The 25,048-nt window shown below is 49.5% G+C and carries 27 protein-coding genes and 1 pseudogene; 2 read left to right on the plus strand and 26 right to left on the minus strand.

The features are described 5' to 3' along the window. The 6 genes and pseudogenes from OGW16_RS00025 to OGW16_RS00050 form a co-directional block, all read right to left on the minus strand. Nucleotides 1-1,035, minus strand: a pseudogene (locus tag OGW16_RS00025) (hypothetical protein); the annotation flags it as partial. Beyond that, on the minus strand, nt 1,035-1,502 hold the full coding sequence (locus tag OGW16_RS00030; protein WP_071667140.1) for a hypothetical protein: 468 nt from the start codon (nt 1,500-1,502) through the stop codon (nt 1,035-1,037). The gene OGW16_RS00030 and the pseudogene OGW16_RS00025, both read right to left, overlap by 1 nt. 127 nt (nt 1,503-1,629) lie before the next feature. Continuing rightward, nucleotides 1,630-2,550, minus strand: coding sequence for a phage tail protein (locus OGW16_RS00035; protein WP_257664060.1), 921 nt, complete (start codon nt 2,548-2,550; stop codon nt 1,630-1,632). Continuing rightward, nucleotides 2,550-3,974 carry a baseplate J/gp47 family protein gene (locus OGW16_RS00040; protein WP_286517456.1) on the minus strand — a complete coding sequence of 475 codons (1,425 nt, stop codon included), beginning with the start codon at nt 3,972-3,974 and terminating at the stop codon, nt 2,550-2,552. Before OGW16_RS00040 ends, OGW16_RS00035 begins: the two co-directional genes overlap by 1 nt. Beyond that, nucleotides 3,974-4,321 carry a hypothetical protein gene (locus OGW16_RS00045; RefSeq protein ID WP_286517457.1) on the minus strand — a complete coding sequence of 116 codons (348 nt, stop codon included), beginning with the start codon at nt 4,319-4,321 and terminating at the stop codon, nt 3,974-3,976. The genes OGW16_RS00040 and OGW16_RS00045 overlap by 1 nt, the downstream gene beginning before the upstream one ends. 173 nt (nt 4,322-4,494) lie before the next feature. Then, on the minus strand, nt 4,495-8,010 hold the full coding sequence (locus OGW16_RS00050; RefSeq protein WP_286517458.1) for a transglycosylase SLT domain-containing protein: 3,516 nt from the start codon (nt 8,008-8,010) through the stop codon (nt 4,495-4,497). Nucleotides 8,011-8,371: 361 nt separating this feature from the next. Here OGW16_RS00050 and OGW16_RS00055 point away from each other — a divergent pair, with 361 nt between their 5' ends. Together OGW16_RS00055 and OGW16_RS00060 are read left to right on the plus strand one after the other, a co-directional pair. Continuing rightward, nucleotides 8,372-9,031: a ParA family protein gene (locus OGW16_RS00055; protein ID WP_071667145.1), complete on the plus strand. Its 660-nt coding sequence runs from the start codon at nt 8,372-8,374 to the stop codon at nt 9,029-9,031. A 90-nt stretch (nt 9,032-9,121) separates the two neighbouring features. Further along, nucleotides 9,122-9,379 (plus strand): chaperonin, encoded by a 258-nt coding sequence (locus tag OGW16_RS00060; protein ID WP_185656587.1) that lies wholly within the window; start codon nt 9,122-9,124, stop codon nt 9,377-9,379. A 147-nt stretch (nt 9,380-9,526) separates the two neighbouring features. On the opposite strand, the gene OGW16_RS00065 is transcribed toward OGW16_RS00060, so the two are convergent. The 20 genes from OGW16_RS00065 to OGW16_RS00160 form a co-directional block, all read right to left on the minus strand. Then, entirely contained in the window at nt 9,527-10,423 is an 897-nt protein-coding gene (locus tag OGW16_RS00065; RefSeq protein ID WP_286517460.1) for a morphogenetic protein, read from the minus strand. Between the two features lie 9 nt (nt 10,424-10,432). Continuing rightward, nucleotides 10,433-11,038 carry a phage tail protein gene (locus OGW16_RS00070; RefSeq protein ID WP_286517461.1) on the minus strand — a complete coding sequence of 202 codons (606 nt, stop codon included), beginning with the start codon at nt 11,036-11,038 and terminating at the stop codon, nt 10,433-10,435. 3 nt (nt 11,039-11,041) lie between these two features. Continuing rightward, nucleotides 11,042-11,605, minus strand: coding sequence for a hypothetical protein (locus tag OGW16_RS00075; RefSeq protein WP_257664054.1), 564 nt, complete (start codon nt 11,603-11,605; stop codon nt 11,042-11,044). A 36-nt stretch (nt 11,606-11,641) separates the two neighbouring features. Beyond that, nucleotides 11,642-12,355, minus strand: coding sequence for a hypothetical protein (locus OGW16_RS00080; protein ID WP_257664053.1), 714 nt, complete (start codon nt 12,353-12,355; stop codon nt 11,642-11,644). A gap of 86 nt (nt 12,356-12,441) precedes the next feature. Next, nucleotides 12,442-12,648: a hypothetical protein gene (locus OGW16_RS00085; RefSeq protein ID WP_286517463.1), complete on the minus strand. Its 207-nt coding sequence runs from the start codon at nt 12,646-12,648 to the stop codon at nt 12,442-12,444. 88 nt (nt 12,649-12,736) lie between these two features. Further along, on the minus strand, nt 12,737-13,282 hold the full coding sequence (locus OGW16_RS00090) for a GNAT family N-acetyltransferase (protein ID WP_239177791.1): 546 nt from the start codon (nt 13,280-13,282) through the stop codon (nt 12,737-12,739). Continuing rightward, entirely contained in the window at nt 13,266-13,577 is a 312-nt protein-coding gene (locus OGW16_RS00095) for a type II toxin-antitoxin system TacA family antitoxin (RefSeq protein WP_071667153.1), read from the minus strand. The genes OGW16_RS00090 and OGW16_RS00095 overlap by 17 nt, the downstream gene beginning before the upstream one ends. Before the next feature lie 303 nt (nt 13,578-13,880). After that, entirely contained in the window at nt 13,881-14,375 is a 495-nt protein-coding gene (locus OGW16_RS00100) for a baseplate protein (RefSeq protein ID WP_185656593.1), read from the minus strand. Nucleotides 14,376-14,390: 15 nt separating this feature from the next. After that, nucleotides 14,391-14,969: a hypothetical protein gene (locus OGW16_RS00105; protein ID WP_211924576.1), complete on the minus strand. Its 579-nt coding sequence runs from the start codon at nt 14,967-14,969 to the stop codon at nt 14,391-14,393. 41 nt (nt 14,970-15,010) lie between these two features. Continuing rightward, a complete protein-coding gene (locus OGW16_RS00110) occupies nt 15,011-15,751 on the minus strand; it encodes a hypothetical protein (RefSeq protein WP_275377533.1) in 741 nt (246 codons plus the stop codon). Nucleotides 15,752-15,759: 8 nt separating this feature from the next. After that, the gene (locus tag OGW16_RS00115) at nt 15,760-17,361 is read right to left on the minus strand and encodes a hypothetical protein (RefSeq protein ID WP_185656595.1); all 1,602 of its coding nucleotides are present in this window, start codon (nt 17,359-17,361) and stop codon (nt 15,760-15,762) included. A 54-nt stretch (nt 17,362-17,415) separates the two neighbouring features. Next, nucleotides 17,416-19,134, minus strand: a complete 1,719-nt coding sequence (locus tag OGW16_RS00120; RefSeq protein WP_185656596.1) for a DUF8615 domain-containing protein — start codon at nt 19,132-19,134, stop codon at nt 17,416-17,418. 437 nt (nt 19,135-19,571) lie between these two features. Then, nucleotides 19,572-20,021: a hypothetical protein gene (locus OGW16_RS00125; protein ID WP_275377536.1), complete on the minus strand. Its 450-nt coding sequence runs from the start codon at nt 20,019-20,021 to the stop codon at nt 19,572-19,574. Beyond that, nucleotides 20,021-20,803 carry a hypothetical protein gene (locus tag OGW16_RS00130; protein WP_286517470.1) on the minus strand — a complete coding sequence of 261 codons (783 nt, stop codon included), beginning with the start codon at nt 20,801-20,803 and terminating at the stop codon, nt 20,021-20,023. The genes OGW16_RS00125 and OGW16_RS00130 overlap by 1 nt, the downstream gene beginning before the upstream one ends. Before the next feature lie 352 nt (nt 20,804-21,155). Then, nucleotides 21,156-21,530, minus strand: a complete 375-nt coding sequence (locus OGW16_RS00135) for a hypothetical protein (RefSeq protein ID WP_275377538.1) — start codon at nt 21,528-21,530, stop codon at nt 21,156-21,158. Further along, the gene (locus OGW16_RS00140) at nt 21,527-22,267 is read right to left on the minus strand and encodes a hypothetical protein (RefSeq protein WP_071667161.1); all 741 of its coding nucleotides are present in this window, start codon (nt 22,265-22,267) and stop codon (nt 21,527-21,529) included. The genes OGW16_RS00135 and OGW16_RS00140 overlap by 4 nt, the downstream gene beginning before the upstream one ends. Further along, nucleotides 22,267-23,079 (minus strand): DNA adenine methylase, encoded by an 813-nt coding sequence (locus tag OGW16_RS00145; RefSeq protein WP_286517471.1) that lies wholly within the window; start codon nt 23,077-23,079, stop codon nt 22,267-22,269. Before OGW16_RS00145 ends, OGW16_RS00140 begins: the two co-directional genes overlap by 1 nt. Then, nucleotides 23,061-23,825 carry a hypothetical protein gene (locus tag OGW16_RS00150; RefSeq protein WP_211924569.1) on the minus strand — a complete coding sequence of 255 codons (765 nt, stop codon included), beginning with the start codon at nt 23,823-23,825 and terminating at the stop codon, nt 23,061-23,063. Before OGW16_RS00150 ends, OGW16_RS00145 begins: the two co-directional genes overlap by 19 nt. Next, nucleotides 23,822-24,724: a recombination-associated protein RdgC gene (locus OGW16_RS00155; RefSeq protein ID WP_286517473.1), complete on the minus strand. Its 903-nt coding sequence runs from the start codon at nt 24,722-24,724 to the stop codon at nt 23,822-23,824. The genes OGW16_RS00150 and OGW16_RS00155 overlap by 4 nt, the downstream gene beginning before the upstream one ends. Next, nucleotides 24,724-24,975 carry a hypothetical protein gene (locus tag OGW16_RS00160; protein ID WP_139239846.1) on the minus strand — a complete coding sequence of 84 codons (252 nt, stop codon included), beginning with the start codon at nt 24,973-24,975 and terminating at the stop codon, nt 24,724-24,726. Before OGW16_RS00160 ends, OGW16_RS00155 begins: the two co-directional genes overlap by 1 nt. Nucleotides 24,976-25,048 lie beyond the last annotated feature (73 nt).

Here is a 25,048-nt window from a genome sequence, read left to right on the forward strand (position 1 = left end):
TAAACCAAGGTATTGGAGAAGACCAGCCACGTCTTTTCCGCTCAGATTCGTCAGCGTACTGTCTAACGGCTGCTTCCCAGCCAACTTATTAAGCATCGTGGTAGCAAAGTTGGGATCATTGCCTAATGCTTCAGCTAACTCTGCCAGTGTATCCAGAGCTTCAGGAGATGAGCCAACTAAGGCAGCGACCGCAGCCTGAACGAACTCAGTATTCGCAATCTGCTTGTTGCTGACACTTAATGGCGGAGTTGGTACGGTTGCAATCCCTGTCAGGGCTGGATCATGTAGCGGAGCCTTCAGCGCCAAGACAGCATTAAGTGTGTTGAAGAAATCAGGATCATTGTTAATGGCATCCGCAATTTTCTTCAACGTATCCAGACTCACTGGCGCATTATCTACCAGTTCTTCAATCTGTTTTTCTGTTTCGTCACGAGCTGCTTTTACTGCTTTTTTTACCGCGTGAGATGATGCGCCAATATGATCGGCATCGCTGTCTATAGCGCCACTCAGCGTAATCCCAACCGTTTTATTCAGGCGGCGAGAGATATCGATCATCTCTTCGGTAAGCTCAGGTGCGCCTGCTGGCACAGTCACGGTGCATAGTTCCAGCTGATTTTGACGAAGCGCGGTCCCTTCTTCCAGGAACTTTATTTCGGCCGCTTGAACTGCGGATTTACAGTTAACTTGATATGTTTCTTGTCCCAAAGCATAGGTTGCTTCAAGAACGACAATAACCTTTTTACCTGCGGTTACAGGCATAGTTACATCAGCCTGTTGGCGAACCGTCATCTGGTAGTACTTATCGATGTTAATCGATGCGGTACCGCCCTCTTCCCCTGATGAAATTTTTAAATTTAGTCCACCAGCCGGTGACGGTAAGAATCCACCATAAAAGCCGGGATTGACTATCCCTCTAAATTTTCGGTTAAGGGCCGCTGAGCTATATGGCTCGTTGAACTGCAGATCGCTAACGAGCGCCAGACTCGTTGCATCCGGGAACGACTTGATCGAGGAAACTACAACATCAGCAACCATTAGCTCACCATCGTATTGATTTCGGTGACCGTGACATATGATTTACCGAGGTAAAGGCTGTCCTGTTGGCAGCAAAGAACAAGACATGCTTTACCTAAGTTGTCGCAGACTACCAGGGTGTTAAAGGGATAGCTGACGTTCGCCTCCAGTTTTGAAGAGTCCAGCTCTGCGCGCAGCGTTATGATTCCCGAGTCGTATGACGTGAGGAATTTCTTGTTGGAGTTACCGCCTGGATCACCTTCTTTGGTCGACGTGGCCACCTGAGAAGTGAGGTCGGATAGATCAAAGTCTGCTGGGATATCAGCAATGTCATATATCCCTGAAGGATTGCTCGTAACGAGGCTTGAAGTGCCAAAAATGGCAGAGGTCAGCTCGAAGCGATCGCCGATGCCTATAGACGACTCTGCGCGGCGTTGGTAGTAATAATCCAGCAGTTTGACCTTAGATAGTTGGTCAGAAACATTCATTCAGATCCAGCTTCCTCATTAAGGCCCCGGCGCGTATTGCAAGCGGGCGCAGGGGCATGTTGATTCTTAATGCGAGTCTACTGAAAGTTACATTTAGCCTGGGTGCTGTTTTTCTTTCTTCCTTGCCCTATTCGATGGGTTTATGGCTGCCTATATCCTCACGGTCGCGAAGCTTAGTAACGATATCAGGAGCCGGGGCCACGAAATCGAGGTGATAAAGCGTATCGAGTACAGCGCCGTCATGACGGGTATGATCAAAGCGTCTGATTCCTCCAGGTACGGTTGAAGTAGGCTCAGCCACCAGCGGTGCCATTTCTGTACCTACACTGACCAATACAGGTATGTCAGCGAGATCCTGACTGGAATAAACCATCTCGGACGTTGAATAGGCATGCCAGCCAATATCCGGAGTTTCATCGATATGCAGTTTCAGCATCAGTTGCATGCCATCGAAAACGATATGTAATGGCAGCAGCGGTTTAACCACTTGCTTAAATTTGTTCAGAGCTATTTCCGTCAGCTCTTCGGTAGTTTTGGCCTCACCTAATATCAGGATCAGCTTCTGCAGGTCGACGATCGACACGCTGATAACGCCGCGGCTCGTCATAAATAACTCCCCGAACGATTCACCAATCGAATTCAGGTCATTTTCAGCTATGAGCTGTGAGCCATAAGGGTATTTTTCAACGTCTACCGGCGCGAACAACGGTTGCCAGGTAACGGGAATCCCATTGAATTCACGATAGAACGTTTGGGTTATTGGCTGCGCTGTACCCTTAAAGTGGATTTCGTCCAGTCGCTGCTGTAGCAACATAGGTTTACTGGAAGCATCAGATACTCGGATCGTGAAAAACTTCCCCATTTCCCCGATACGGGTATCGAGGTCTTCATCAGCCATTGTGAAAAAGGATTTACGGGCTGATATCCGGGAGAGAATGGGCTCCACGACCTCTTCGAAGATATCCTGGATGATGTCAGCAAGGCTGCCGTACATCTCCGATACGCGTTTCGAGGGCGTAAGCTGGTTTTTGAACCAACCGGGTTTCATCAGTTATCCTCCGGCTCCGGGAAAGTAGAGTTTTCGACATCGAGGTAAACGAAATCGTTGAACCCGTTGGATTCCTGCATACCGTTTACCTCGATCTCGAATTTCGAGAAATAGCCCTGCTGGTCGATGAAGGACCAAAGATCCTTCACTTTGATCACCTCGTAGCTGCCTATGTCGTCGGGGTCGAAGTATTTTGAGTCTTTGCCGAAACGCGTTTCCAGAGCCTTTTTGAGCTCAGAAATCACGACGCTCAATGTCAGGTTGCTTGGAATAGTGCCCGAGAGCGTGATGGTGAATGGTTTTTCTGCGGCTTCGACGTAGACATAGCGCTTATTCAGCGGGTTTGGCACATTCTTCAGCGTTGTCATTATCAGTTCGCGGAGCTCCGCCTGGGTTTTCCCCGGGAACCAGCCAGAAATGAAGATCCGGTTGATGAACTTAAGATCCATTTTTCCCGCTATTTTTTCCTGCTGTTCCTCGCCCCAGGCCGCTAACCAGGTGGTGGCTGGCAGGTTTCGCTTCAGGTAAAACGTGTAGTCTTCGGACCAACACACCTGGTTGTCATAGGACAGGTAATACATCGCCCGATTGCGAGTTGCTTCAATCGACTCAACATCGGTACCGCCGGTGATAGAGGTTTCCGTTTTTGCCGTGATGTAATCAGCCAGGAAAGCATGCTCGTTTGACGGGGTAAGGTCCTGGTTGGCCAGCAGGGTTATATCGCCATTGCTGCACCAGACCTTCAGTTTTATCGTCGCGCCAACGGGTAAGATCATGCCAATAGTGCCATCACCGAAGCGCACACCGAGCTGATCTGTTGGTTTGTAGAATTCCACATAGACTTTACTTGTCGATGTGGCCATGCGGAATTGAGTACTTTTGATCCACTGAGTTTCAACGCCATCAATAGTGATCAGCACGTCGAGTTTGTAACAGACTTCAGTCAGCGCGCGACTGAGCAACACGTGATAAAAAGCCTTTTCTTCGGTTACAGTCGTAATGACATCAATAATTTCCATTTGGGTCAGTCCAACCGTCGCCGTCCCGCCTACCGGTACAGTAACGACATCATCAGTCATATACGGGTATTGGTCATCGGATAAGAAAGTTGTGTACTGAGGCAACGACATTGCTTGTGTCGAGGTGTTGGTGACTAGCGCCCTCCCCTTACTGGGAGTTACTCGCGTACCAACATAGTTCCTGTCTTCTGACGCCGCCAGTATGCTGGCGCGCTTTGTCGCTGTAGAGATGAAGCCCTCTGCTAACGATGCGGAAGCGAATTGCAGGCAGCGATATACCATTTGCCAGATAAGAGTGGCCAGCATGTTGACGAACTGAGAACCGGCGAACTGGGACCACCAGCTGTTACCGGCGATGAGCTTGTTAAGCTTATCTTTGATTGTTGAGAGATCGAGTGTTGCCATTATTTTGATACTCCTGAGCTGATAGTTCCCTCGGGAAGGCGAATAGAGATAATGGCAAGGTCAAATTCCTGGCCGGTAAGTGAAATGCCGTTGATCTTGAGCGAGGGTAAGTCTTCGGCCAGCTTTTGAAGGAGTTTGCTCTCTATTGCCACCTGAACATGGTCTGAACCGATGGGATCATGCTTGAACTCTGAAAGGATGTTTCCCCAACCCGGGCGGCCATAAATGGAGCCTATAGGAGTATCGATCCATTCCTTCAGCATGGCGGCCTTAGCTTCGAGTGGGGTGTCGTATGTCCGTAATCCTGTTGATGTGAGCGTCATCAGGTAGTCGATTTCGTTATTCATTGCTTACCCTGAGCGGTAAATTGAATTGCCTGAGTTGACCTGAGCCAACCTAATCCTGGGGTGATTGTATGGATAGTTACTTTTGGATTGTGCGGCCGTGCTGATTTCACGTGATTTTGCTGTGTGAACAGATGCTAAAAAGGCCCCGAAGGGCCTTGAGGATGATGCCGGAGTTAGTTATTCGCGACTTCGTTTATCAGTGGGTCCTCGATAGACAATGGAACGCTCGTTCTTGGGGCTGGTTGTGGCGTATTGGCTTTAGGTGAGCTATCTCCTGTTTTCTCGGCCGTATCTTTAGTGTGGCCAGCTATTTCATCCAGGCGTTTAAGGATCATGTCCCAGGTCTTCGTAAGCGATTTTGGTAATGCCACTTCGTTAGCGACATTCACTGTCGGTTTCATCTGGCTTGCTGTCATATCCTTAACAGACGGGATTTTTGACGGTATGGCCATCGCTGCTGGTTGCACGTTCTGTTTGGATGGTGTCGCTTTTGCAGGTGCAATGCCTAATTGCATATCCTGAATTTCAGAGGCTGACGCCTGGTGGCGCAATCCCTCTGCATTAGCAATTTTATCCCCGCCATACTCACTGATGATCTTCCCTACAAACTCACCACCAGGGATATCTTTTAGCGACTGACTATCGGTAGGGAGTTTTGCCCGGGAGAACATTGAGCCAGTGGCTACGGCAGTGGCCTGGGCTGTGGCTTCTTTTGCCTCCTGAACTTTTTGCTGACTCTGTGGTGTTTGGCCACTTTGCAGCGCAAGAATATCAGCTGCGGAAACCTGGTGACGGTTGCCCTCAGCATTACGAATATTATCTCCACCAAGCTTATCTACGACGGCTCCGATTGGCGTATCGCCGATAAGTGATTTTGCTCCCGCTTCGTCTGTAGGTAACTTACCGGGGGTAAATAGAGGATTATTCCCAGTGGAAGCAACGGGCTGAACCTGTTGAGCTGGTGCTTGCTGTGTGGGATCAGTTGTAGCTGCAGCTACAGTGCTATCGTTGGCGCCAGTCGCCTGAGCATAGTTAATTGCTGTGGATGGTGCAGCCGCGCCAGCCGCCTGCATCGCTGCAAATACTTTAGGCGCGTACTCGCGGGTTTCCTTTGGTGCAGCCCCCATGCCCTTACGCTGGATATTACCTTCGCCCCAGTTGTAGGCAGAAAGCGCCAGGCCAACATCTCCGTTATAAAGCTTAACCAGGCCGCTGAGTTTTTTAGCTGCAGCAGCTGCTGACTTATCAGGGTCGTAAACGTCCTCACCAATCAGGCCGTATTCTGCAGCAGTTTTTGGCATAAACTGGAACATGCCTTTAGCGCCAGCACGTGAAACAGCTCCATTATCTCCGCCTGATTCAGTTGTCGCTACAGCTCTCAACAATCCCGGAGGTAATCCGTGCTGCTGTTCGAGTGCGGCGAACTTGCCAGCCATAGTATCCAGCTGCATCTTGCCGGTCGACGACGGCCTTGGGACCTTAATATCGCCTACAGCGACCGGGCCGTTATTCGGTTTACCTGTGAATATCTGGCGAGTAGCTGAAACTCCGTTGTCCACCAGCCGGTTAATAGCATCGATGGTATCTGATGCACCCTTCTTAACGGTTTCGACGAGAGTCTTGTTGCGCTCATCGGCATTTTTATCTGAATTAGTTATCCCGATAGCATCAGTTACTGACTTAACTACAGAGATTGAATCCCCTACCCCTTTATCAATCAGTTTGGCGATATCTGAGGTGTCAAAGTCCAGTGCTTTGGCAACACCGTCCAGACCGATCGCACTGGCACCGGATGACAGAAGGCCAGCAGCACCTGATACAAGTCCTCCCATATCCAGAATATTGGCAGCGGTGTACTCAGTTTTTTGGCGTGCAGATACCTTCTGATCTGGTTCCAAGCCGAAGGTATTTTGCTGGGCTTCCGTATCTCGCCAACCGGAAACAGCATCAATACCAGCACCAACTAATGGTCCCAATATGGGGATAGACCTGAGCGCTACCTTTCCCGCTGATTTTGCAGCAACTGTAGCCCCAGCTTTAACCGCTAATTTCTCCCCGCCCTCTTCCGCAGCTTTTAACGCGCCCTTTTCAACTGCCTTACTTGTCCCTTCTTTCGCAATTGCAGTCGCCTCTTTACTGGCAACCTTTTCTGTTTTAGCTGCTGTAGAGGCCTCTTTCGCTACCGTTTTTTCTGCCGGTTTAGCCCGTCCAGGTTCTTCCTTCGCTACTTTATTCTCGGTAGTTTTCTTTGGGGCTTCTTTGCCCTCACTCTTGTCTGCAGCATTAAGGTGGTCCATTGCCTCAGAAGCGGCATAGCCGGTTGCTGCGGTGGCTGTTACGCCTGTCGCTATCTGTACTCCTTTGTTTCTAAATAATTTATTTAGTAAACCTGGCTTCTTCGGTTTCTTTGGTGCGCGGGGTTTCTTTTTCTTGCCATGACGACCGTTACCATCGGGCAAACTGCCGTCAGCAACATCAGACAGTGTGCCTGCTGCACGGCTCCTGGTTGCCAGCGCAATGACTTCAAGAAGGATTTTTTTACCCAGCGTAAACGCCGATTTCATGACGGCGGCCGCTACTATAAATGGCGCAGTTATAACCGCACCGAGTAGTTTTCCAACGGTCTTTATTGGCTTGATGAACGCTTTGCCGAACAAGGCTCCCATCGTGCCCCAGATACCCTTACCGCCATTGCCGCCGCCCTGCTTATCGACCAGCTCATCGAGACGGTCAATAATTTCTTTATTGCCTTCCTTAATCTGTTCCGTCTGCTTTTCGGTTGCGTCAACCTGCTGTTTCTGGACCTGGCGTTCAATGACATCTTTGCTGCCGTCTTTTTCTTTTCTGGAGAATGCCCGGCGCAATAAACTTGGTTTCTTCTGTCCTTCGTCGTCTTCACCCTCGCCCGCGAGAAAGTCTTTCATCTTTTTACCGGTATCGAGAGTCCCACCGCCGACATTTTTAGCCATTGAGTAGACTTCATGACCAGCTTTCCAGAATGAGCCGCCCGCAGCCGTCCCCGCTGCATTTGTGGAGTCCGCTTCCATGGGGTCGCCCAGTTCGGACATCATCTTCCCTACCCGGGTTAAAAGAGCATTTTCTTTTCGGTCATTCTCTTCCTGGGCCTGGTCTCGGCGCTGGCGGCTACGCGCCTCCTTATCGTCATTTACTTTGTCTTTAGAGGTAAACCGCCCTTTTTGGTCGCGTGTCGCTTCCTGGCGTACTGGTGAACGTAATAACTTCAGCGCGATCTCACCATCCTGTTTTAAGTTTGTCGAATGGTTGTTATCTGATTGCTCTTTGGTTGGTCTGTCGGTTTTTACTGCATTTTCTGCTTTTTGGTTGACTCTTGGTTGTTGAATGGTTGTTTTTTGTTTCTCTTTCTGAGGTTTAACCTCAGTTGATTGGTTTTTTTGATTTATGTCTTTCTTATGGTTGTCATTTGCTTGGGTTTTGCCTTTTCTGCGCCTTACCTCATCTTGCTGAGCCTTTCTCTGCTGGTTCAAAACAACACTTCGTGGAATATTCGTATCTGGCGCTGGTGCTGTGTTACTGGCTCCATTCTTCGCCAGCCCCTCGGACAGGCTTTTCTCGATGCGTGCAAGTACGGCCAACTCCTTAGAGCTGGCGCCATCAACCGAGTCGATTACTTCTTTAAAGCCGGGTATCTCTGGCTTATCCCCGTTCATACTGCCTCCGGTTTGGGGGTTGGTTTACCTCACGGAGTGTATTGAAAGTTACATCCCAACCCGTCACATTGGCTTACTGGGCTGCACTGTATTGATAGATTCCCAAAGTATGTCCCTTGTCTTTCCATTGGATGTATTAAGTACATCCTTAATGCATCCATAGTAAATCTTCAGGATGCTGTGAAATTGACGGCTTTTACTGGGCTTAAGCCGATAATCTTTTCTGTGATAACGGTTTTATGTGGGATGTACTAAGGATTTACTATGGATGTCTATTAAAAACACGATGGATGCCTGTTGTACGCATCATGGATTTATGTAGTATGTACATGGGAAATCAACTAATAAAGCGAGTGTGATAATGGCAATTTACGCTATAGCCCATAACAAAGGCGGCGCGGGTAAGACCACCAGCTCGGTGCATATCCTCGGCGAGCTAGGGGCTGATGAAGTATTGGACCTTGATATTCATACCGGCATTTCTGTTATCAATACCCTACGGCCAGACGATAAAAAATGGTCTGTTACGGTCGTTAAGAGCAAAGAGGAACTGTTACAGCTACTGGAGCAGTTCGACGGTGAAGGTAAAGACGTCTTTATCGACTGCGGTGGTTTTGACTCTGATTTGAGCCGTACAGCCGTCGCTGTCGCCGACCTGGTTATCGTCCCTGCAAACGATAGCGTTCCTGAACAAATCGGACTGGTTACGTTCGATCAGACGCTTGAGGAAGTAAGTCAGCAAATGGGTAAAGACATCCAGGCCTACCTGCTGCTTTGTAAAACTCACCCTAACCAGAAGAACTTCGCTAAGTTGGACGATGTGCTATCCAACATGAAGCACATTAAGCAGCTTGAATCCAAATTGCCGTGGCGTACCGGCCAGCATGGTTTTCAGGATAGCCTGTCCTTTGGGTTGGGTATTACCGAGATCAAACATGGTCGCAGCTCGACCGCCGGTAAGGAAGTTGTTGCCCTGGTTAAAGAACTGAAGGCTTTAGTCAAAGAAAACATGGCTGATTGATTGGATGTATTAAGTACATCCATTGTGCATCCTTTGTGTGTATAATAGATTTACATTAGATGTATTTTGAGAATCTTTGAGGTATCCGTAATGGCTGATAAAAAATCGATATTTGATGCCGTCAGAAACAACAACGTCGGCGGTGATGCCAAACTGAAAGTAAACCAAGCGGCAGCACCAGCGCCGGAACGCAGAACCCGCGCGAAGACCATTAAGGCCATAAATGAAGAACTCTTCGAAGCTCACGCGCGACTGGTTAAGAAGAATAAGACGAACCTGGACGTGTCCAACTACATGAAAGAGGCCTTTCGTGAAAAGCTGGAGCGAGACGGGGCGTTTGAAGAATAACATCAAGTAATCCATAAGGCATACATTGAACCTCCTTTGAATGCCTTATGGATTTCCTTTATACATCCCTTGTATATCCTTTGTATTTCCTATCTTTTCCTCGGATTATTCTTCGCATATAGCGCATCAGCAAAACGTAACGCATCATCAACTGACATGCGCAGTATATCGCTGCGCGGTTGCGGGCCATATAACGCCAGGTTGGAGACTAATGTCTGCAAGGAGTCCAGTCCCAAGGTTTGGAATGAAGAGTGAATTCCGAAATCGGGTCAGCAGGCGCGTAGTAGGGCGTTCTGCTGACTCCTTATATTTCTCTGAGGTGCATTGGTGTGGCGGCAACACAAGGTCCGATTCGCCTTTGTCGAAACGAATATAGAGGCCGTGCTGCAGCTCTTGCTGCATGATTTTGACGTTGGCGGCCAGCTGCATTAATTCGGTGCCGACTGACATCTGGCCAATGAGTTCGAAACGAGTTTGCGCGGACGTATCAAAGTCAGGTTCGAGGTCATACACGAGTTTTGCCTGGTACGTCAGCTCCCATTTACGCAGTTGGGTTATCGCCTGTTTGAACTCATCCTGTTTGCTGGTAGGGGGGAGGGCGGCGCGCATAATTTCAAGACGCTCCATCGCGTAACCGTCCAGAGGTGAAAGCGACCATTCATAGGGTTTTCCATCGACAGGGATTGTAACCTCCCGGTATGGCTGAGTGGTTAACACGCTCAAGTCTTTAGTCAGTTTGAAGACGTCGCAGTTATACCAGTGGTCCTCGCCGCAATGTTGGCAGGTGTAACAAAAGTCGATCACTGTATCAGCACGTGAGTTAATGAATATCCACCATAACGCAGTTCGCCGGTCGCTGGCCGTCCACGTCCGGGAGTCAGAAAAGTTTTCTTTCTCCTGCAGCATGTTCAGGTATTCGGTTGTGTCACGTTCTTCCGTCGCTTCGGTTGATTTACAGAAGTAGATGGCATCGTCGACTGTTGGCCCTCTGAACGCGATATGTTTACGCGGGCGGGAGGGCAGGGGAAAGGCAGGGATTAACAAGTTTTACTCCTATACCTGCGGAAGGAAAATATCGGAGAAATCACCGAATGTTTTCCGTTGAACGAATGAGAGGGGAAACGACATATACTCGCTGACCTGATCTTTCGAAAAGGTCATTTCACCGCATTGTGTCGGGATGACGCTGAGTGATTCCATCAGTGTTGGTACGCCGGTGGTCTGCAGCCGGTATATGCGAATATCCATTAGATAGGCAGACTGAAGGTTTATCGTTCCGTCATCGTTTATGACGCTCGCCAGGCAGCTTTTGAACGTGTCGTAGATAAGACCGGCATTAGTGTCACGGACCACCATGGAAATAGGCTGTGCCGTCCTGGAAATAGGTTGGTTATACTCATTTGCCCCGAACTTCTTGGGCTCCGTCTCGATGGTGTATGTGCCCCAGGTGATGTCCTTCATGAAGAAATCTATTCCCATGCCGCCAATACCATCCACTTCAACGGCAAACATCCACCCCTGAGCAAACAGGATTTTGTTCAGCGCCAATGCCGTGAGCTTATTTATCTGGGTCTCACCGAGACCGGCGGCGAACATAAACGATGGCAGCGCGCCAACCATCGACTTTGCCGCAGTGGCGATCAAATCACTTACGGCCATCAGTTAGCCCCAGCAGGAGAAAACGGAAATTGCCTGCGGGATTGCACCGCGCGTCGACATTTCGTTTTCTAGGTCAGTTCTTCGCTGCACAAGGGCGGCTTCGTCCGGGATGTTTGAGGCATCAAGCTTACCCGCTATGGAGACGCGGCGATCGAGCTCTGAGTTGGGAATGGCGATAAGGATCTCCAGGTAATCCTTAATGATGCCCACGGCCACCGGCGGAACGATTCCTTTATCGAGGTCTAATTCCGACAGGTGAACGAGGTATTCCATTCGGAGTGGATATTTAAGGTACTGGTCAGTGCTTATCTCGACGGTACCGTTGAAAACGTCGCAAGATACGTAATTGCCGGTCGCATCTTTGACGACCACCAGCTCAAGATAGTCGTCAGGGCAGGGGGTACTGGTCCCTTCCTTTATCTGAATAGCTTTTATGAATCCAGCGCGGTCCTGGTACTCAGTCAACGCCTTAATGAGCAGGGAGTCGAGCAGGTCTTTTTGGTTTTCAACCAAGAGGGTGAGAAAGCGTTTCTTCACTTCCTCCAGTAGTTCGCGAGGTGTGGCCATAGTGCCTCCTGTTTAAAGGCACTATGTTAGGGAAAGTTACATCTGAGGTGTTTCAGTGGTAACGCGAGGAGATGGCGAAGGACTTTTGAGTACCCACGCAATTTCTCCATTTTCTAGGTGAGTTGGCAGAGCAAAGCCATTGTAGTAATCGAAGACACCTTCGCTTTTAGCATTTTTAAAGAATTTTATTAAGTCTTGCTCGTTTTCAATTTTGGGACCTTGAACAAATACCTTATCGAGAGCGGCGAAAAATTTATCAAAATTTTCTTTGGCTGCAAGGTTACTCGCTAACTTTGCTTCTAGGTCTTTATTCTCTTGTCTCTGTTTATTGATGAAGTCTGTGAGATTTGCTTTTTGGTTATATAGTGCCTGAGCTTTTAATGCAGCCCTGGCCAGTTTGACCTCTCTTGCCGCGTCTGCTGCTTTCTCGGCGGATTTTATACGACTACGGGCGTCTGCTACCAGACGGACATAAAGCACTATAATCCATGGCATGATGAACGCTGCTACTGTGCCCCATAGTATGGGAGACCAAAAATACTGGGTTAGAAAATCAGGCTGCGAAGTAATATTTTTAATTGTTTCTTCTATTGGCTTCTTGGACTTGAACAACATAAAAATATTTTGCCAATTACCGATGAAGAACGCCGTAACTAAATAACCGTAAAAGCCATCCTTCAATCTGTCGGAAACGACATTTGATGCTCTTTTTTTTGCGTCTTCTCTGACGTCTGCTGAGTTATCGCTCATTACATACCTTTTGTCGAAAAATATGATGGGTGCCTAATGGATGTATCAGGGATATCCTTGGTGTTTACATGGGATGTACGATGATGCTACGTGGTGGGAGAGCCCGCAATCCGCTCATTGAAATCTGAGAGCTCCGGAGCACTGTCTTCATACTGCGAAATTTTATCGCATAGGATGTCCACCAGCGGGCTATCAGGCTGGTGCTCCAGCAGATGTTCTACGGTCTTCAGGGCCTCTTCATAGCCATGCTGAGAGAGATTACCAGCGGCATTAATTTCGTGCGCGTACTTCACCTGTTGTACCTTTTTGAATTCGTTAACCTGACCTGTTCGCTGCTTGTTGAATAAAGTAATAAAAAGCCCGCCGAAGCGGGCTTATAAATTATGCAGCAAGTATGTGCTGTATGCCTAAAAACATTGGAGCAGCGCCATAGGCATTTGGCGGTTCCGGCAACTGGACGAACCCCAACCGCGCATAGAAATTTATGGCATCAGGGTCGGCGTCCAGGTAAACACCTTTGATTGGTAATGACTGGTGAATGACTTTGACGTGCTCGAAAAAATCGCAAAGCAAGTCTTGGCCATAACCTTTCTTCTGGTAGTTGGATGCTATTCCAAGCATTACCAATCTCACGACACCGATTTCAGAGGGCAGGGAGCCCTGCAGAACACCGGCAACGCGCTGTCGTTCGAGTGAGTACGCTGTGAATGTACACACACCGATAAGCTCACCGCTTTCAGAGTTGATAAGAGCTTTCGCGGCGCAATCGCCGTTGGCCACACTTCTCTTTAGCGAAGAGCGTACAAATTTATCGATTACGGGATTACCGCATTCGAAGTGCTTCTGACTCTTATAGGTGATGTCTGCTTGGTAGTTGCAGGACATCACCAGGTTTACTTCATCACTACTGTCATGCTGATCGACCATGTGTATTCTTCCTTCTCATCAACGCTTGTAAAGCGAGCGTAGGCTGAGCAGGTTCAGACATGAGCTGATTCATTAATTCCCAGCTCTGGTTCGAAAGCTGTCGGCGGCGCTGGTTGTCCAGCACACTTTCAGCTCGTTCCATCGCAGCACTGAGAATGAATGCACTCAGATCTAATCCTACAGCTTCAGCTGCTTCTCGAAGCACGTTTTTGGCGTCCGGGCTGGTTTTTAATTCAACCCTAGCGTTTTTCAGGGCTTTTTCAGCACCTGGCAGTGTTGCTACTTGACTTGTCATATTGTTTTCCTCTCGTTTGTTGATGAACCTCCTTCGTTTTTAAAAAAGGACCAACCAGTTAGTGGTGGTATCTTTATGATGTTTTTGCATTTTTAATGCCTCACTCTTTGTTTTTATCAACTAAGTTAACATCTCACTAAATTAGTAATATCTAAATTTAAATACGGCTATTGGCCGTATGCTCAATCTATACCCAAATATTCTTCACGTCAACATGTACGGCTATCAGCCGTATGCTCTACGCATTAAAAAACCCGCCGAAGCGGGTTTATCTGTACATCATCGATAGCGTTATCGAGCTGATTACTCAATAAAGTTATAGATGATACGCAGGTTAGGGCGCACCATGGCGGTGACGTCTTCGGTCGAGAGGTCGGTGCCATCCATGTAGATTTTGCAGTCGTACAGGTTGACCTTCAGAGAGTCCGGAGACTTACCACCCAGTGATTCCGGGGTGGCTTCAACACGAACATCGAAGTAGCTTTTGCTTTTCACCGCGTCCACGATGAACTTCAAAACAGGGCCCTGGATGGTTTCAACAACCTGGCATGGCATCTCACCCCAGTTACGGACTGGGCCGTGCTGGTTGAACTTCATGCCATTAGGACCGAAATCTTCGACATCTTCACGAGTGCGCTCAGGGAACTGGGTTGTACGGAACAATACAGAAAGATGCTCAGCGCCGATGATCGTTAACTTAAACTCGGAGCCATTGAGCTTTTCACCCATTGAGCGGTTGGCAATGTATTGTTCCTTCAGGAACGCAACGTTGCCAACGGCATTAGCATGACCAGGCATAAGGTATTTTCCTCATTAAATAAATAGTTTCTCGATCTCTGAACGGTTTTGCACCGCCATACCAGAGAGTTGAAGGTTGACTACGTTGGAGATGTAGCTGCCGTCAAAGGCTTTGGGTGCATCGATGTTGTATGAGACATCCTGAATAACGACGTCGGCCAGAATGAGGCGACGGCCAATATTCAGCGTGACAGCGTAAGGGCGGCGTCCACCTGGTGTCGTATCATTGAGCTCCGGGGAGATCATTTGACATAACCGGGTGATTGCGCCGTTTACTTCTATCGCTGGGTTATCAATAGCCAAAAATTCGAGTGGCAGGGTAAAGGCGGGCGGTTGTGATCCTTGCCATACCATAAGGCTGTTCCATCGAGAAACAGAGGTTGTTGCCGTCACGGATTGAGCCATGTTTGCGACGGTCTCTATCCCGGCAATAGAACCTGCGTTATCGCCTTCGAATGGGCTATTCCACGCAGACGCTATCTGCATTGATGCACCCTGTCCGATATAGCCAACCACGCAGTATTTATCTGACGTGATATAAGCTTTCAGAAAAGGGCTCACGCCATCTGGATTAATCGCACCAAAGTACTCCATTGATACCCCAAATAGGCCACCATTGCTGGTGGCCGTATCCGTTAGCCAATGCGCTTGGCGCGCAGTTTCATGGATTTTTTACGGTGCAACTTGCCCTGGGCCGTATTGGCTTTACGCTGAGCTTTCTTAAGAGCCATGCGCTGTGCCGATGTACGACGATGCTTTCTGAATGGTTTGCGGATCAGCTTCACCTTACCGTTGCGCACAACCTTTTTCAGCGCTTCGGTCATGGTGTCGTCGCCGCTTACGGAGTAAGTGGCCACCAGCTCATCCTGTTCATCCGGATCGATGTCGCTCAGTTGGGAAGCAATGCTGGCGCCCATCTCATCATCAGCATCATCAAAGAATGTTGTCACAGCATCTTCATCGATGCCGACGCTGACCATGAAGTTGGCCATCTCAGCCAGGATGGTGTAGTAATCATCCATTTCTTCGTCGGTTGGCTCATCGGTATTGTCATCAATACCGGCCAGAGACTGCGCGAATGCGTCCAGGTTGTCGTAGGACGAATCCTCACTGCTCGCCCAATCAAACACGGCTGTCGCAGAGTCGGCGAGGCTGGCGCTGGTCACCTGAGCTGCAACGGCCTCAAGAATCATCTGGTGGGCCTTGTCCGGAGTGAGTTCAACTACAGGCTGTTTAGGCTCTTTTCCTGAACCATCAGTGTCGGGCTTATTGCCGCGATTCTCCATCATGATAGAGGTATGAGGTTTGCCACCCATTGCGATAGTAGTCAGTGCATCAGCCTGGCTACCGCCATTTTGAAAGTAATTATTAGCCATAATATGCCTTATCGAATAACAACAGGTTTGCCGAGTAAACGACGTGCCGAACCAGTCGGGCATGCCCACCAAGTGACGGACCAGTAATCGGACTCAACTTGCTTAACAACGAGAATGAATGGAGCGGTACCGTCGGTTTCAGGATCACGCGGAGTGACCAACGCACCGGCAGCATGGAAGCGCTCTAACACTTTCGTCATTTCACGCGTCAGACTGTCCTCGGTTACACCGTCCGGTTGGTGCTTCAGTTTGCGGCCCAACTGGAAGAAGAAGCGGCTGATCGCATCAAAGGTCGAAGGTACATGCTGGAAGCGCAGGTAGTTCTCTTCACTGTAGGTGGTCAGGGCGTCGTCAATAATCATCTGGCCGGTAGAGCTGGTGGCCACCTTATTGATGCGTGCGGTGTACATCGCATCGAAATCAGGAGTACCGATACCGTCGATCGGTTCGATCTGGGCACGGTTGATGAGAGCGCGAGTTTCGCCCGCTGGGGAATAGTGCCAGCCACCAACGTCAGTGTTGAGTGCAATACCGCGTGCTTTTGCCGCGTATGCTGCACCAGACAGGCCGTAAGCGATACGGGCTTGTGTCCACTTGTCTTTGCAGGTGAAAGGGAAGTGATACATTGAGCAGGACGTGTAATCGACGCCAAGAAGGCCGGTTGATTCCGACTCGGTCACTGCTTCCGCATAGGTCAGCGTTGGTTTTAAATCGAAGAAACCATCGATACGACGATCTTTGCAGATATCAGCCAGCAACGTATAGGATGGAGTGCTGTAGCAGCCAAGCCCCAGAACGGCGGTATAGTTCACGTTGGCGTTGTTCAGGACTTCGATTGCTTTTGCATACTGCTCGTCAGTGATATTGGCCTGATCACCATTGGTGCCGCCAATAAACTTAACGTCTTGAATGTTGCCGAGGTTAACACCTTCTGCAGCAGTCAGATCACAAGTCGCACCAAGATACGCGGAACGGGATTCCAGTGCCGTAGTAATAAAGCAAGGACGGCCCATTGCATCCATCTCATCAGAATTGAGAGATACAACAATGTTTTCCAGAACGGTCACGGTACCGAGTTTGCTGGTTTCTTTCAGTGTCAGGGTTAAACGGTTTGGGTTGGTTTTATCCGGAGTGAAAGAAATGCTGCGGTTCGTAGATGGATCGCCGTCGACCGGATAGATCATCAGGAACTGTTTATCTTTCAGCTCGGTCTTCTGGCCATATGCTAACGCGCTGTTGGCAGGAACCGCGTTGGTTTCGCCGGAGGATGCGGATTCCTTAGTGAAGCTGATAATCGGGAATTTTGCATCGGTCGGGACCACTCGCACAACATAGCCATCGGTCTGCTGCACAGCTTCATAGACGTGACGCATTGGCTCGAAGTGGCTACCTTCCTGCGGGCGAATAGGATCGCCGAGAACGTCCATATAGTTGGATTTGGTGACTTTTAACGCCTTGAACGGTTTCCCGCGAGCGAACACACCCACGCCAGCCCATAAGGACTGATTCAGGTTAGAACCCACAGTCGCTGTTTTGCTTGCGTCGATAGCGGCAACCGCAACAGCAGAAACGTTAGTCAACGTAAAAGGGATACTGTAGTTAGAATTCATTCAGTACGGTCCTGATTAGCGCCCCAATGGGGCGCGTTGGTTGAAAGCGTTTGATTAGTTGCTGGAAGAGGACTCAATCACGCCGCCGGTGCGGAAGTTCAGGCCGCCAACTTTGAGACTGGTGAGGGTGAACAACGTGAAGTAGTCCTGGCCGTTTCGCGGATGGATACGGTTGATGGACGAGCCCCAAAGGGTGGTACGGTCCACCAGCGCCGGTGTGGTCGGATGCTTGAACGGAATAACCGGAACGGCATCGCCGGTGATGAAGCCAGCTTTGCCCGGGTTTTCGTCGCGGCAGTAACACAGGATGTCGTAGGAATGGAACTCGATACCGCTGGCGGTGAATGCGGTGCAAACGCCAGACGGGATTTCGAACACTTTGATGCCGTTGAACAGCGTACCGATGAAGTGAACGTACGGAACCTGCGTGTAGTTCTCCGCTGCGGTAAACATGGTCGGCGGCAGCATTTTGATGAAACCAGCTGCATCCGCGCCCGCAAACATGCCAACAGAGCCGGTTGTGCGAGTACGTTCTGCGATGTCGCGGAACACCTGCTGCACCTTACCTTTGAACATCATGGTCCAGACATCCAGGTTGGTATCCTGCGGGATAGCCACGTCGTAGGTGTCAGTGTGCTTGCAACGGCGGATCATGGTACGGAGGCGCAGCATGTCCTGTTCGTGGGACAGGTAGTCTTTCAGCGTACGATACTGCAGCGAGCCAAGGTCAATGCCGAATTCGCGTTGCGCATCGTATGCTGCCATCACGCTATGTTCTGCAGCCAGAGCATACTGTGATGGGAAAACGGTCCATTCCCGCATTTCCTGGTTGATAACCGGAATGTATTCAGGAGCCGCTTCGATGTTGATCTCAACTTCAGCTTCCAACTCAATGCCTGAATCGAGTGGCTGGGTGAAGGTGAGGGTGATCTGACCTTTGCCGTAGTCGACAACGCCAGTCAATACGTTCTGCTGGCCATCTGCGTTGGCAAAGCTGTAAATGATCTTCCCGGTATTACCGCTAGCGGCATCTACATCAGTTGATTCGTTATTGACGTAGATGACGGAACGGCCCTTACGAATAGGGATTTCTTTACCGTTTTCAAAGTCGGAGATTTTGAAGGTGAAAGAGGTTTTTACACCATCGCCTTTGGTTGGCAGGACATAGTTACGGCGCATCTGCGCGTACTGGCCAACGGACTGCATGTCCAGCTGGTCGCCCTGTTTGAAATCACCGAAAGTGGTACCGGCTACGTTGATGATTTCATAAATCTTGGATTTATCGCGCGGTACCGGAATGAAGGTACATGCGTCACCGGTTTGTGCGCCCAGGGCGACAGGCAGAATCATTGCCAGGAAGATTGGCTGACGGATGATACCGTCCTGACTGGACATCACTTCTGCGTTGATGGATTCCAGCATGATATCGTTCAGCGATTTCTGGCCGGACTGGACGTTTTCCATCAACAGGCAGTTTTCGAGAGTCTGGTGAGCAGCTGCCAGTACTTCAGGACGAGGTGAACAGCGGTGTTTGTTGGAGTATTCCGCGATCGCAGAACCCCACGCAGACAGTACAGAACGCTGTACGGACTCAGGAACCCCTTCGAAGATCGGATCTGCTTTCGCTGCTTCCATCATGGAGGTGATACGCAGCTCAGGGTCCTGGATGTAGCCGTTATGGTCGAATTGCGCATCGGAACAATAGCTGGTTACGAGATGAGCATTCTTCGAGATCTCGGCAATGCGTTGGCGAAACTCTTTGTTGTCGGACATAAATCAAGCCTTTGTGGTTTTCAGTCGGCTCAATTATCCGGAAAGTTACATCTCGATTATCTATTGCTTAGTAGATTCCGTAAGAAAAAGGCGCTTTCGCGCCTTTGGTTTTGCCATGTACCGATTAACGCCTAATGCTTAAGAGAAAGGCGTCTTAATAGACGCCTTGAAGGAACTTGCTACGGTTGCTTCCGCAAGGAAACAGGCAAGAGCTGTGAGAATACTCTAAAAGACATGCAACGAAAGTAATTTAAATTAGTATTTATTGTTTGTCTACCGTGGCCGCTCCATTAAGACGGTTCACTGTGATGTTATGATCGTTTGTGATCTCCAGGCCCAGCCGTATTGCTTCAATGTAGACCGGATAATCGCCATAAAGATTTACATCGTAGGCGGGCATCTGACACATCGAGGCGCTAACACCCGCTGGTGCTGCATTAACGTGAATACTTGGCGTTGAAGGCGTCGATTGATTCCCGCTGCACCCGGATAACATCATCGGGAACAGGAGCATTAGCACATACGTTGTTATCCTGGAGTTCCCGAAGTTTTTGCTGAAGAACGTTACTTTTTTGCTGATATTCTTGAGCATGTTTTGCATTCATTTGACTCTCTTGGTTAAGTATCTCGGTTCTGGCCGCATAGAATTCAGCTTTCTTTTCAGCCGCGAGGCGGGCAGTGTCGAGGGTTGATATCTGCTGATCTTTGCTTCCAATGGTTTTATTGAGGTTATTTATGGCCGTGGTTTGCGTCTCTACAGTAGTGAGAACGCCATCAAGCCAGCGCCATCCCAAATAGGCCGCGATACACACCATGACGATCAGGACCAACATCGAGACGCTTTTCAGGCTAGGGGTCCCAACCCATCCCTTAATCAAAGCCCACACTATGAATCCCCTTTCAATGCGTTAAGCACAGTAGCCGGTGTAATCGCTGTGATAGCGCTGGCGACCGTGCTGTCATTAACTGAGGCGTTTACCAACGCAACGGAAATCGCATTGCTATAGGCTGTCTGAGCCGTATTGCTGCTGCTGGCCGCGTCCTCATAGATGGTTTTCAGTTCATCACCTGCAGCAGTGACATTGGCCATTGGAATGGTGAATCCCTCAACCGCATCGTTTAACGCTTTGATCTGGTCATCCGTGAGTGTTGGGCTGGTGGTCCCTCCTGTTTCTCCGCCACCAGTCTCTTCGCCACCGGCGCCAGCAGATAACGCAGCATTGATTGCATCCATTGCTTCTTTAAGAGGGGCGGTATTGAGCGCAGAAAGAGCAGACCGGAGGTTTTCCGGATGAGTTTCGTCAGCTATGGCCCGTGATACCGGTAGTTCGGTTGCTGCGAGATCATTAGCGCGGCAATAAACATCCCAGCCGATAGACAGCTGAATAAGTGCCGATGGATCGGCGTATTCACGTAAAAGCTTCACATGCGCGTCAGTGGATTTTGCTAATTCAGACAGAAAGGAGGCCCAACTGGAGATCTGCGCTGTGCTTGTGCTGATTGTCTCGGGGTATTCAACGGTCGACAGGAACAGGCCTGTCAGCAAGGTGCTAATTGCTGTTGCATTGGTGACTACTTCGACGCTTTTTTCGATACTTGGCGGTGTGGTCATCCCACCGGCAGCGGTGAGCTCTTTGTAGGCATCAAGTTGATTTGTAGTTGAGAGCATAATTTATCCAACCTTAACGAGCGGATCACCGCTGGTGACAGTCGATCCACAAGACACAGGGTCGCCTTCGCATACAACCGGCTTGCCTCCGATGGTGAACCAGGGGCGGGTAGAAACGGCATTACCTGGGTGAGATGAATTACCGTCTGAATGCGCGGGGTAGGCGTTACCGTCCACCAGCACGCCAATACCGTTTACCTTAACGAATTCGACGGCCTCAGCTGGTGGTCTGGAAGGGAATCCGCCATGTCCGGAACAGACAGAGTTTTTTACTGCGATGTTCGACATAAAAAAGCCCACAGATTGATGATTCTGTGGGCAGTGTATGGAAAGTTACTTCTCAAATAGGGTGTTATTTCTCGCCGTTAACCCGGCAACCGCGTGCCACGCTTTCGAGATCTGAAACGACAGGGATGAAGCGCGGATCATCATCAATCCAGATGTTAGGTTTCCAGCCGATCTCTTCGCAGAATGCTTCTTTTTGCTTACCTTCGGTGAAAATGACCGGCACATTAAGTCGTTCGCCCCAGGTGATAATGTCGCTGTTATTACCTGTCGAAAAACGGAACGTCACAATGCGCACGTCGGCACCGTATTTAAGCATCGATCCGACCAACTGACAGAAGAGTGCGGTATTAGCCGTAAACGTCCCGTCGAAGTCGACCGCGATGTTCAGCGTCTCTGCTGCGGGCTCATGAGACGATTCGCTATCCCTATTTTGCATCATATCTCTACTTTAAATCCCCGCAGCTTCGCCATTGCCTTATCCAGTTCGGCCATTCCATCCACCATCGTATCGAAGGCTTTTGTCACTTTCTGATGTGCCTGGAGCACTTCACGGCGGACTGGTTCCAGCTGTTTGGTGATGGCATCGCGTGCGGTTTGGGCTTCTTTCGCTTCCTTGGCGCGGGATAGTGCCATTTCAGATATTTTTAGTAACTGCTCAGGCGTAAAACCGGCGAGAGGATCGGATGATTGTTGATGAGTGGAATGTTTAGCTAACATGGTTTCTTCTCTAAGACGTTTAAGGCAGTGACTGCAAGTTTCCAGTGGCTTGCCGTAGTTATCAGGAAATTCAGAAAGAGGTTTGCTTGTGCCGCACGACATGCACTGATGTTTAGGGGGAGCTTCCTCCCTCCATGAATTCACAACCTCTGTAACTGTTGGTTGTGCTGGGACGACGCTTGCAGCCGGTAACAGGCTAACCTTGTCCTCTGGAATGCCGGTGAATCTCATATGCTGAAACCAGAGCTTTTCCTTCCCAGGTTTACCGGAGCGAGTTACATGGAGAGCGCTGGTGGATTCGATAATGCCCACCAGCTGCTGTCGTTCTTTTTTACTTAATACTGAAAATGAATCCACCTTATACAGATCGGACTCTTCTACGCCGTTTGGGTAACGCAATACGTATGCTTTTACCCGGCTAAGAGCCCGCTCTAAATGAGGCGGGGTTTTTCTGGCCATTAATCAAGTACCCCCAAAATATCAGTTGTTATCTCGCGTGAGTTGCCATTGCTGGCTATCGACTGGCGGCGAGGTATGTGATGAATAGTGAATCCCGCGTCATGGTAAAGCTGGTCAATAGCTGGTGCGCTGGAATTGGATATGACAATTTTGGCTCCGCGCCGGTGAGCTGCGCGGCAGGCCTCAACGACTCCTAATTGATCTTCCCATTTAAAACCGTCAGGAGTGTAATTGGTGAATCCCGCCTGGCCTGGCATCGGTTCATAAGGTGGATCGCAGTAAACCACGTCACCCTCTCTCGCAAGGCCAATGGTTCGCCGGAAATCACTGAGCATGAACACGTAGTTATGCGCATATTTCGCGAAGGCTTTTATTTCTTTTTCTGGGAAATATGGGGCCTTGTAGTGTCCAAAACTGGTGTTGAATCCACCTGAATTGTTGTACCTCATGAGCCCATTGAAACAATGCCTGTTCAGGAACAGGAATGCAGCCGCGCGCTCAGGACCGGATAACTGCTGCTCGTTGAAGTCACTGCGAATGGCAAAATATCCGCTTTCAGAGTTCATCTTGTCGAACATTACGCGGGCCAGCTGGAGAACGAGATCCGGCACAACGGTGAGCATTTGATACATGCTGATTAGGTCAGGGTTAACATCGGCCAACAGGAAGGAACCGTGCTTATCAGAATTGGTGAATACAGAACCTCCACCAACAAAAGGCTCAATTAAGCGAAGACCTTCAGGCATGTGGGGAAAGATATGCTTGAGCTGACGCTGTTTGCCACCAGCCCATTTCAGGATCGGATTAAGCATGTGGCGCGGTCCTTGTTTGCTTCGAATATCGCTCTGGCGAATCCTTCAGGTGTTTCGCTGCGGAGGTTCGCCCGTTCAGGGCCTGGCGCTGCTGTATGGATACGATTATCGGGATAGTCTGTGTAACCGGGAAAGGTTACCGGGAGTTTTCCCTTTGGGATCATCCGGCCATATTCAGCGATCACCCCTTCGATAGCTGCACTTACCGCGGGCAAAAGCGCCGGAAAGGGCATTTGCATGCCTTGCCCCGTCCATAAGCAGGTGCGTTTGGTGTAGTTATCTTTGGCTATGTACGCAGTGAATTCATAGGGATCAAACAAATGGTCTGGCTTGCGCCAAAAAGTCGATATTCTGCTGACCGGGTTTTCAATCAGGAAAGGGCATCCAATGAAGCGGGCAAGGTCATAACACTGCCAGACAACCTGCATAGCCTTAAATTGAAAGGCTGGATCTTCCTCTGCCTTTGAAGCGAACCAGCGAGAGCCGGAAGTGGCTAAATTTGTGCAAGGAGGAAAGCCAGCGAGGAATGTAATACGGCTCAGGTTTTCCCTGATAAAAGCATATACCTCAGAGCTATCGATGATGGCGCTAATACGCGTCAAAGTAGCTCCAGAGGGGTGTAATTCATCGCTCGTGACCTGGTGCTGTGGATCAACTATTACAGCATCGCAACCGGCTTCCAGCCATGGACTAACCATTTTCCCCGTAAAATCGCATAGGCTAACCACCAGCGCGCGATTACTCATCGAGAGGCCTCGCCTCCGAGGGCCGCTACAATTTTAGAGGTCAGGCTATCCAGCTCACCGGCCAGCAGAATGATATCCGCAGAACGGCGCTGCAATTCGTCTTCAACATCGATATCAGAGTTTTGATCAAGCAATTCGTCGGAAAATTTAACCCCGGAGAATCCAGCGCCATCATTAATAGCGAAGTTTACCCTGTCAGTGCAAAGCGACAGTTTTGTGACCAGCTTTCCGGCCGCAATCATTGTTTTAACTTCATCACTGGAAAGATCCTGCTTATTCAGCTTGGCAGAACCTCCGTCCTCCAGGATGGCTTTAAGATCGGCTTTTTCACCCAGGGTGTAACCAGCTGGTGGAGCATCATTACGCACCCATTCGGTCAGCGTCAGTTCAATAGGGTTTTCGAGCGTAAGTGGCACAACCGGGAGAGAACCCAACGCTTTGCGCAGCATAGCCAGCGCATCCTCAGATTTGCGAGGGCCGCTGTTGATATACAGCAGGTTTGTTTCTGATGAATAGAGTATCTGGGTCCGGTCGGTGGCGGTAAAGGCGCGCGGAAGTAGTGAGTGGATCACTTCGTCTTTGAGCGAGTCCTTCTCGGTTTTTTTGAGCTTTCTGCCTTGAGTGGCTTCGAGATTACCAATTTTTTGGTTGAGTTCAGCTTTGATGACATGCCCGGGAAGTAATTTCTTCTCACGCTGAACGGTTAATGCAATGAAGCCGCTGGCCGCAAAATACAGCATGTCGGAACCCAGTGGACTGGTGAAGCCGGTGCGAGCCATATCCTGGCTTCCACATGGTGAGAACTGGTAGTCAGGTAGTGCCGTTTTGAGCGCTTCCTCATCGAGCTTCATATCGCGGCTAAGGCGATAAACACAGAAGTTTTTGTATTGCTTAAACATCAGGAGGACGCCTTAAGGTACTGGACATGGAAGCTGAGAACGCCGCATTCACGCAGGAAATCAGCGGGAGGAATTATGTTGGACCAGGTGCGGCGATCGTAACCGATTGTGCCCAGCACCAGTTCGGTGCCATCAGCGCAGCGGGCGACGATGTAATGCTCTTTTCCTTCAACATAGATTATGTATTCGTCGAACTTCCCGGCTGTCATTTCACGGATGAAGTTCGCCCGATTTAGAACGATTTGGGCCATTTAGCATTACTCCGATAAATAGAATCTACAGAGTATACTAATTTATTAAGAAAATGATATTGATTCAAACGGT

Source organism: Citrobacter sp. Ce104 (assembly GCF_030334595.1).
GTDB lineage: Bacteria > Pseudomonadota > Gammaproteobacteria > Enterobacterales > Enterobacteriaceae > Citrobacter > Citrobacter europaeus.

What these genes read in the sequence shown, in the direction of transcription:
- OGW16_RS00130 (WP_286517470.1), bottom strand. Translation starts at nt 20,803, where the DNA reads ATGCTCTCAACTACAAATCAACTTGATGCCTACAAAGAGCTCACCGCT.
- OGW16_RS00140 (WP_071667161.1), bottom strand. Translation starts at nt 22,267, where the DNA reads ATGGCCAGAAAAACCCCGCCTCATTTAGAGCGGGCTCTTAGCCGGGTA.
- OGW16_RS00075 (WP_257664054.1), bottom strand. Translation starts at nt 11,605, where the DNA reads ATGGCCACACCTCGCGAACTACTGGAGGAAGTGAAGAAACGCTTTCTC.
- OGW16_RS00055 (WP_071667145.1), top strand. Translation starts at nt 8,372, where the DNA reads ATGGCAATTTACGCTATAGCCCATAACAAAGGCGGCGCGGGTAAGACC.
- OGW16_RS00035 (WP_257664060.1), bottom strand. Translation starts at nt 2,550, where the DNA reads ATGAAACCCGGTTGGTTCAAAAACCAGCTTACGCCCTCGAAACGCGTA.
- OGW16_RS00155 (WP_286517473.1), bottom strand. Translation starts at nt 24,724, where the DNA reads ATGTTTAAGCAATACAAAAACTTCTGTGTTTATCGCCTTAGCCGCGAT.
- OGW16_RS00160 (WP_139239846.1), bottom strand. Translation starts at nt 24,975, where the DNA reads ATGGCCCAAATCGTTCTAAATCGGGCGAACTTCATCCGTGAAATGACA.
- OGW16_RS00090 (WP_239177791.1), bottom strand. Translation starts at nt 13,282, where the DNA reads ATGGTCGATCAGCATGACAGTAGTGATGAAGTAAACCTGGTGATGTCC.
- OGW16_RS00135 (WP_275377538.1), bottom strand. Translation starts at nt 21,530, where the DNA reads ATGATGCAAAATAGGGATAGCGAATCGTCTCATGAGCCCGCAGCAGAG.
- OGW16_RS00060 (WP_185656587.1), top strand. Translation starts at nt 9,122, where the DNA reads ATGGCTGATAAAAAATCGATATTTGATGCCGTCAGAAACAACAACGTC.
- OGW16_RS00105 (WP_211924576.1), bottom strand. Translation starts at nt 14,969, where the DNA reads ATGGAGTACTTTGGTGCGATTAATCCAGATGGCGTGAGCCCTTTTCTG.
- OGW16_RS00120 (WP_185656596.1), bottom strand. Translation starts at nt 19,134, where the DNA reads ATGTCCGACAACAAAGAGTTTCGCCAACGCATTGCCGAGATCTCGAAG.
- OGW16_RS00070 (WP_286517461.1), bottom strand. Translation starts at nt 11,038, where the DNA reads ATGGCCGTAAGTGATTTGATCGCCACTGCGGCAAAGTCGATGGTTGGC.
- OGW16_RS00145 (WP_286517471.1), bottom strand. Translation starts at nt 23,079, where the DNA reads ATGCTTAATCCGATCCTGAAATGGGCTGGTGGCAAACAGCGTCAGCTC.
- OGW16_RS00100 (WP_185656593.1), bottom strand. Translation starts at nt 14,375, where the DNA reads ATGCCTGGTCATGCTAATGCCGTTGGCAACGTTGCGTTCCTGAAGGAA.
- OGW16_RS00110 (WP_275377533.1), bottom strand. Translation starts at nt 15,751, where the DNA reads ATGGCTAATAATTACTTTCAAAATGGCGGTAGCCAGGCTGATGCACTG.
- OGW16_RS00095 (WP_071667153.1), bottom strand. Translation starts at nt 13,577, where the DNA reads ATGACAAGTCAAGTAGCAACACTGCCAGGTGCTGAAAAAGCCCTGAAA.
- OGW16_RS00050 (WP_286517458.1), bottom strand. Translation starts at nt 8,010, where the DNA reads ATGAACGGGGATAAGCCAGAGATACCCGGCTTTAAAGAAGTAATCGAC.
- OGW16_RS00040 (WP_286517456.1), bottom strand. Translation starts at nt 3,974, where the DNA reads ATGGCAACACTCGATCTCTCAACAATCAAAGATAAGCTTAACAAGCTC.
- OGW16_RS00150 (WP_211924569.1), bottom strand. Translation starts at nt 23,825, where the DNA reads ATGAGTAATCGCGCGCTGGTGGTTAGCCTATGCGATTTTACGGGGAAA.
- OGW16_RS00030 (WP_071667140.1), bottom strand. Translation starts at nt 1,502, where the DNA reads ATGAATGTTTCTGACCAACTATCTAAGGTCAAACTGCTGGATTATTAC.
- OGW16_RS00045 (WP_286517457.1), bottom strand. Translation starts at nt 4,321, where the DNA reads ATGAATAACGAAATCGACTACCTGATGACGCTCACATCAACAGGATTA.
- OGW16_RS00115 (WP_185656595.1), bottom strand. Translation starts at nt 17,361, where the DNA reads ATGAATTCTAACTACAGTATCCCTTTTACGTTGACTAACGTTTCTGCT.
- OGW16_RS00080 (WP_257664053.1), bottom strand. Translation starts at nt 12,355, where the DNA reads ATGAGCGATAACTCAGCAGACGTCAGAGAAGACGCAAAAAAAAGAGCA.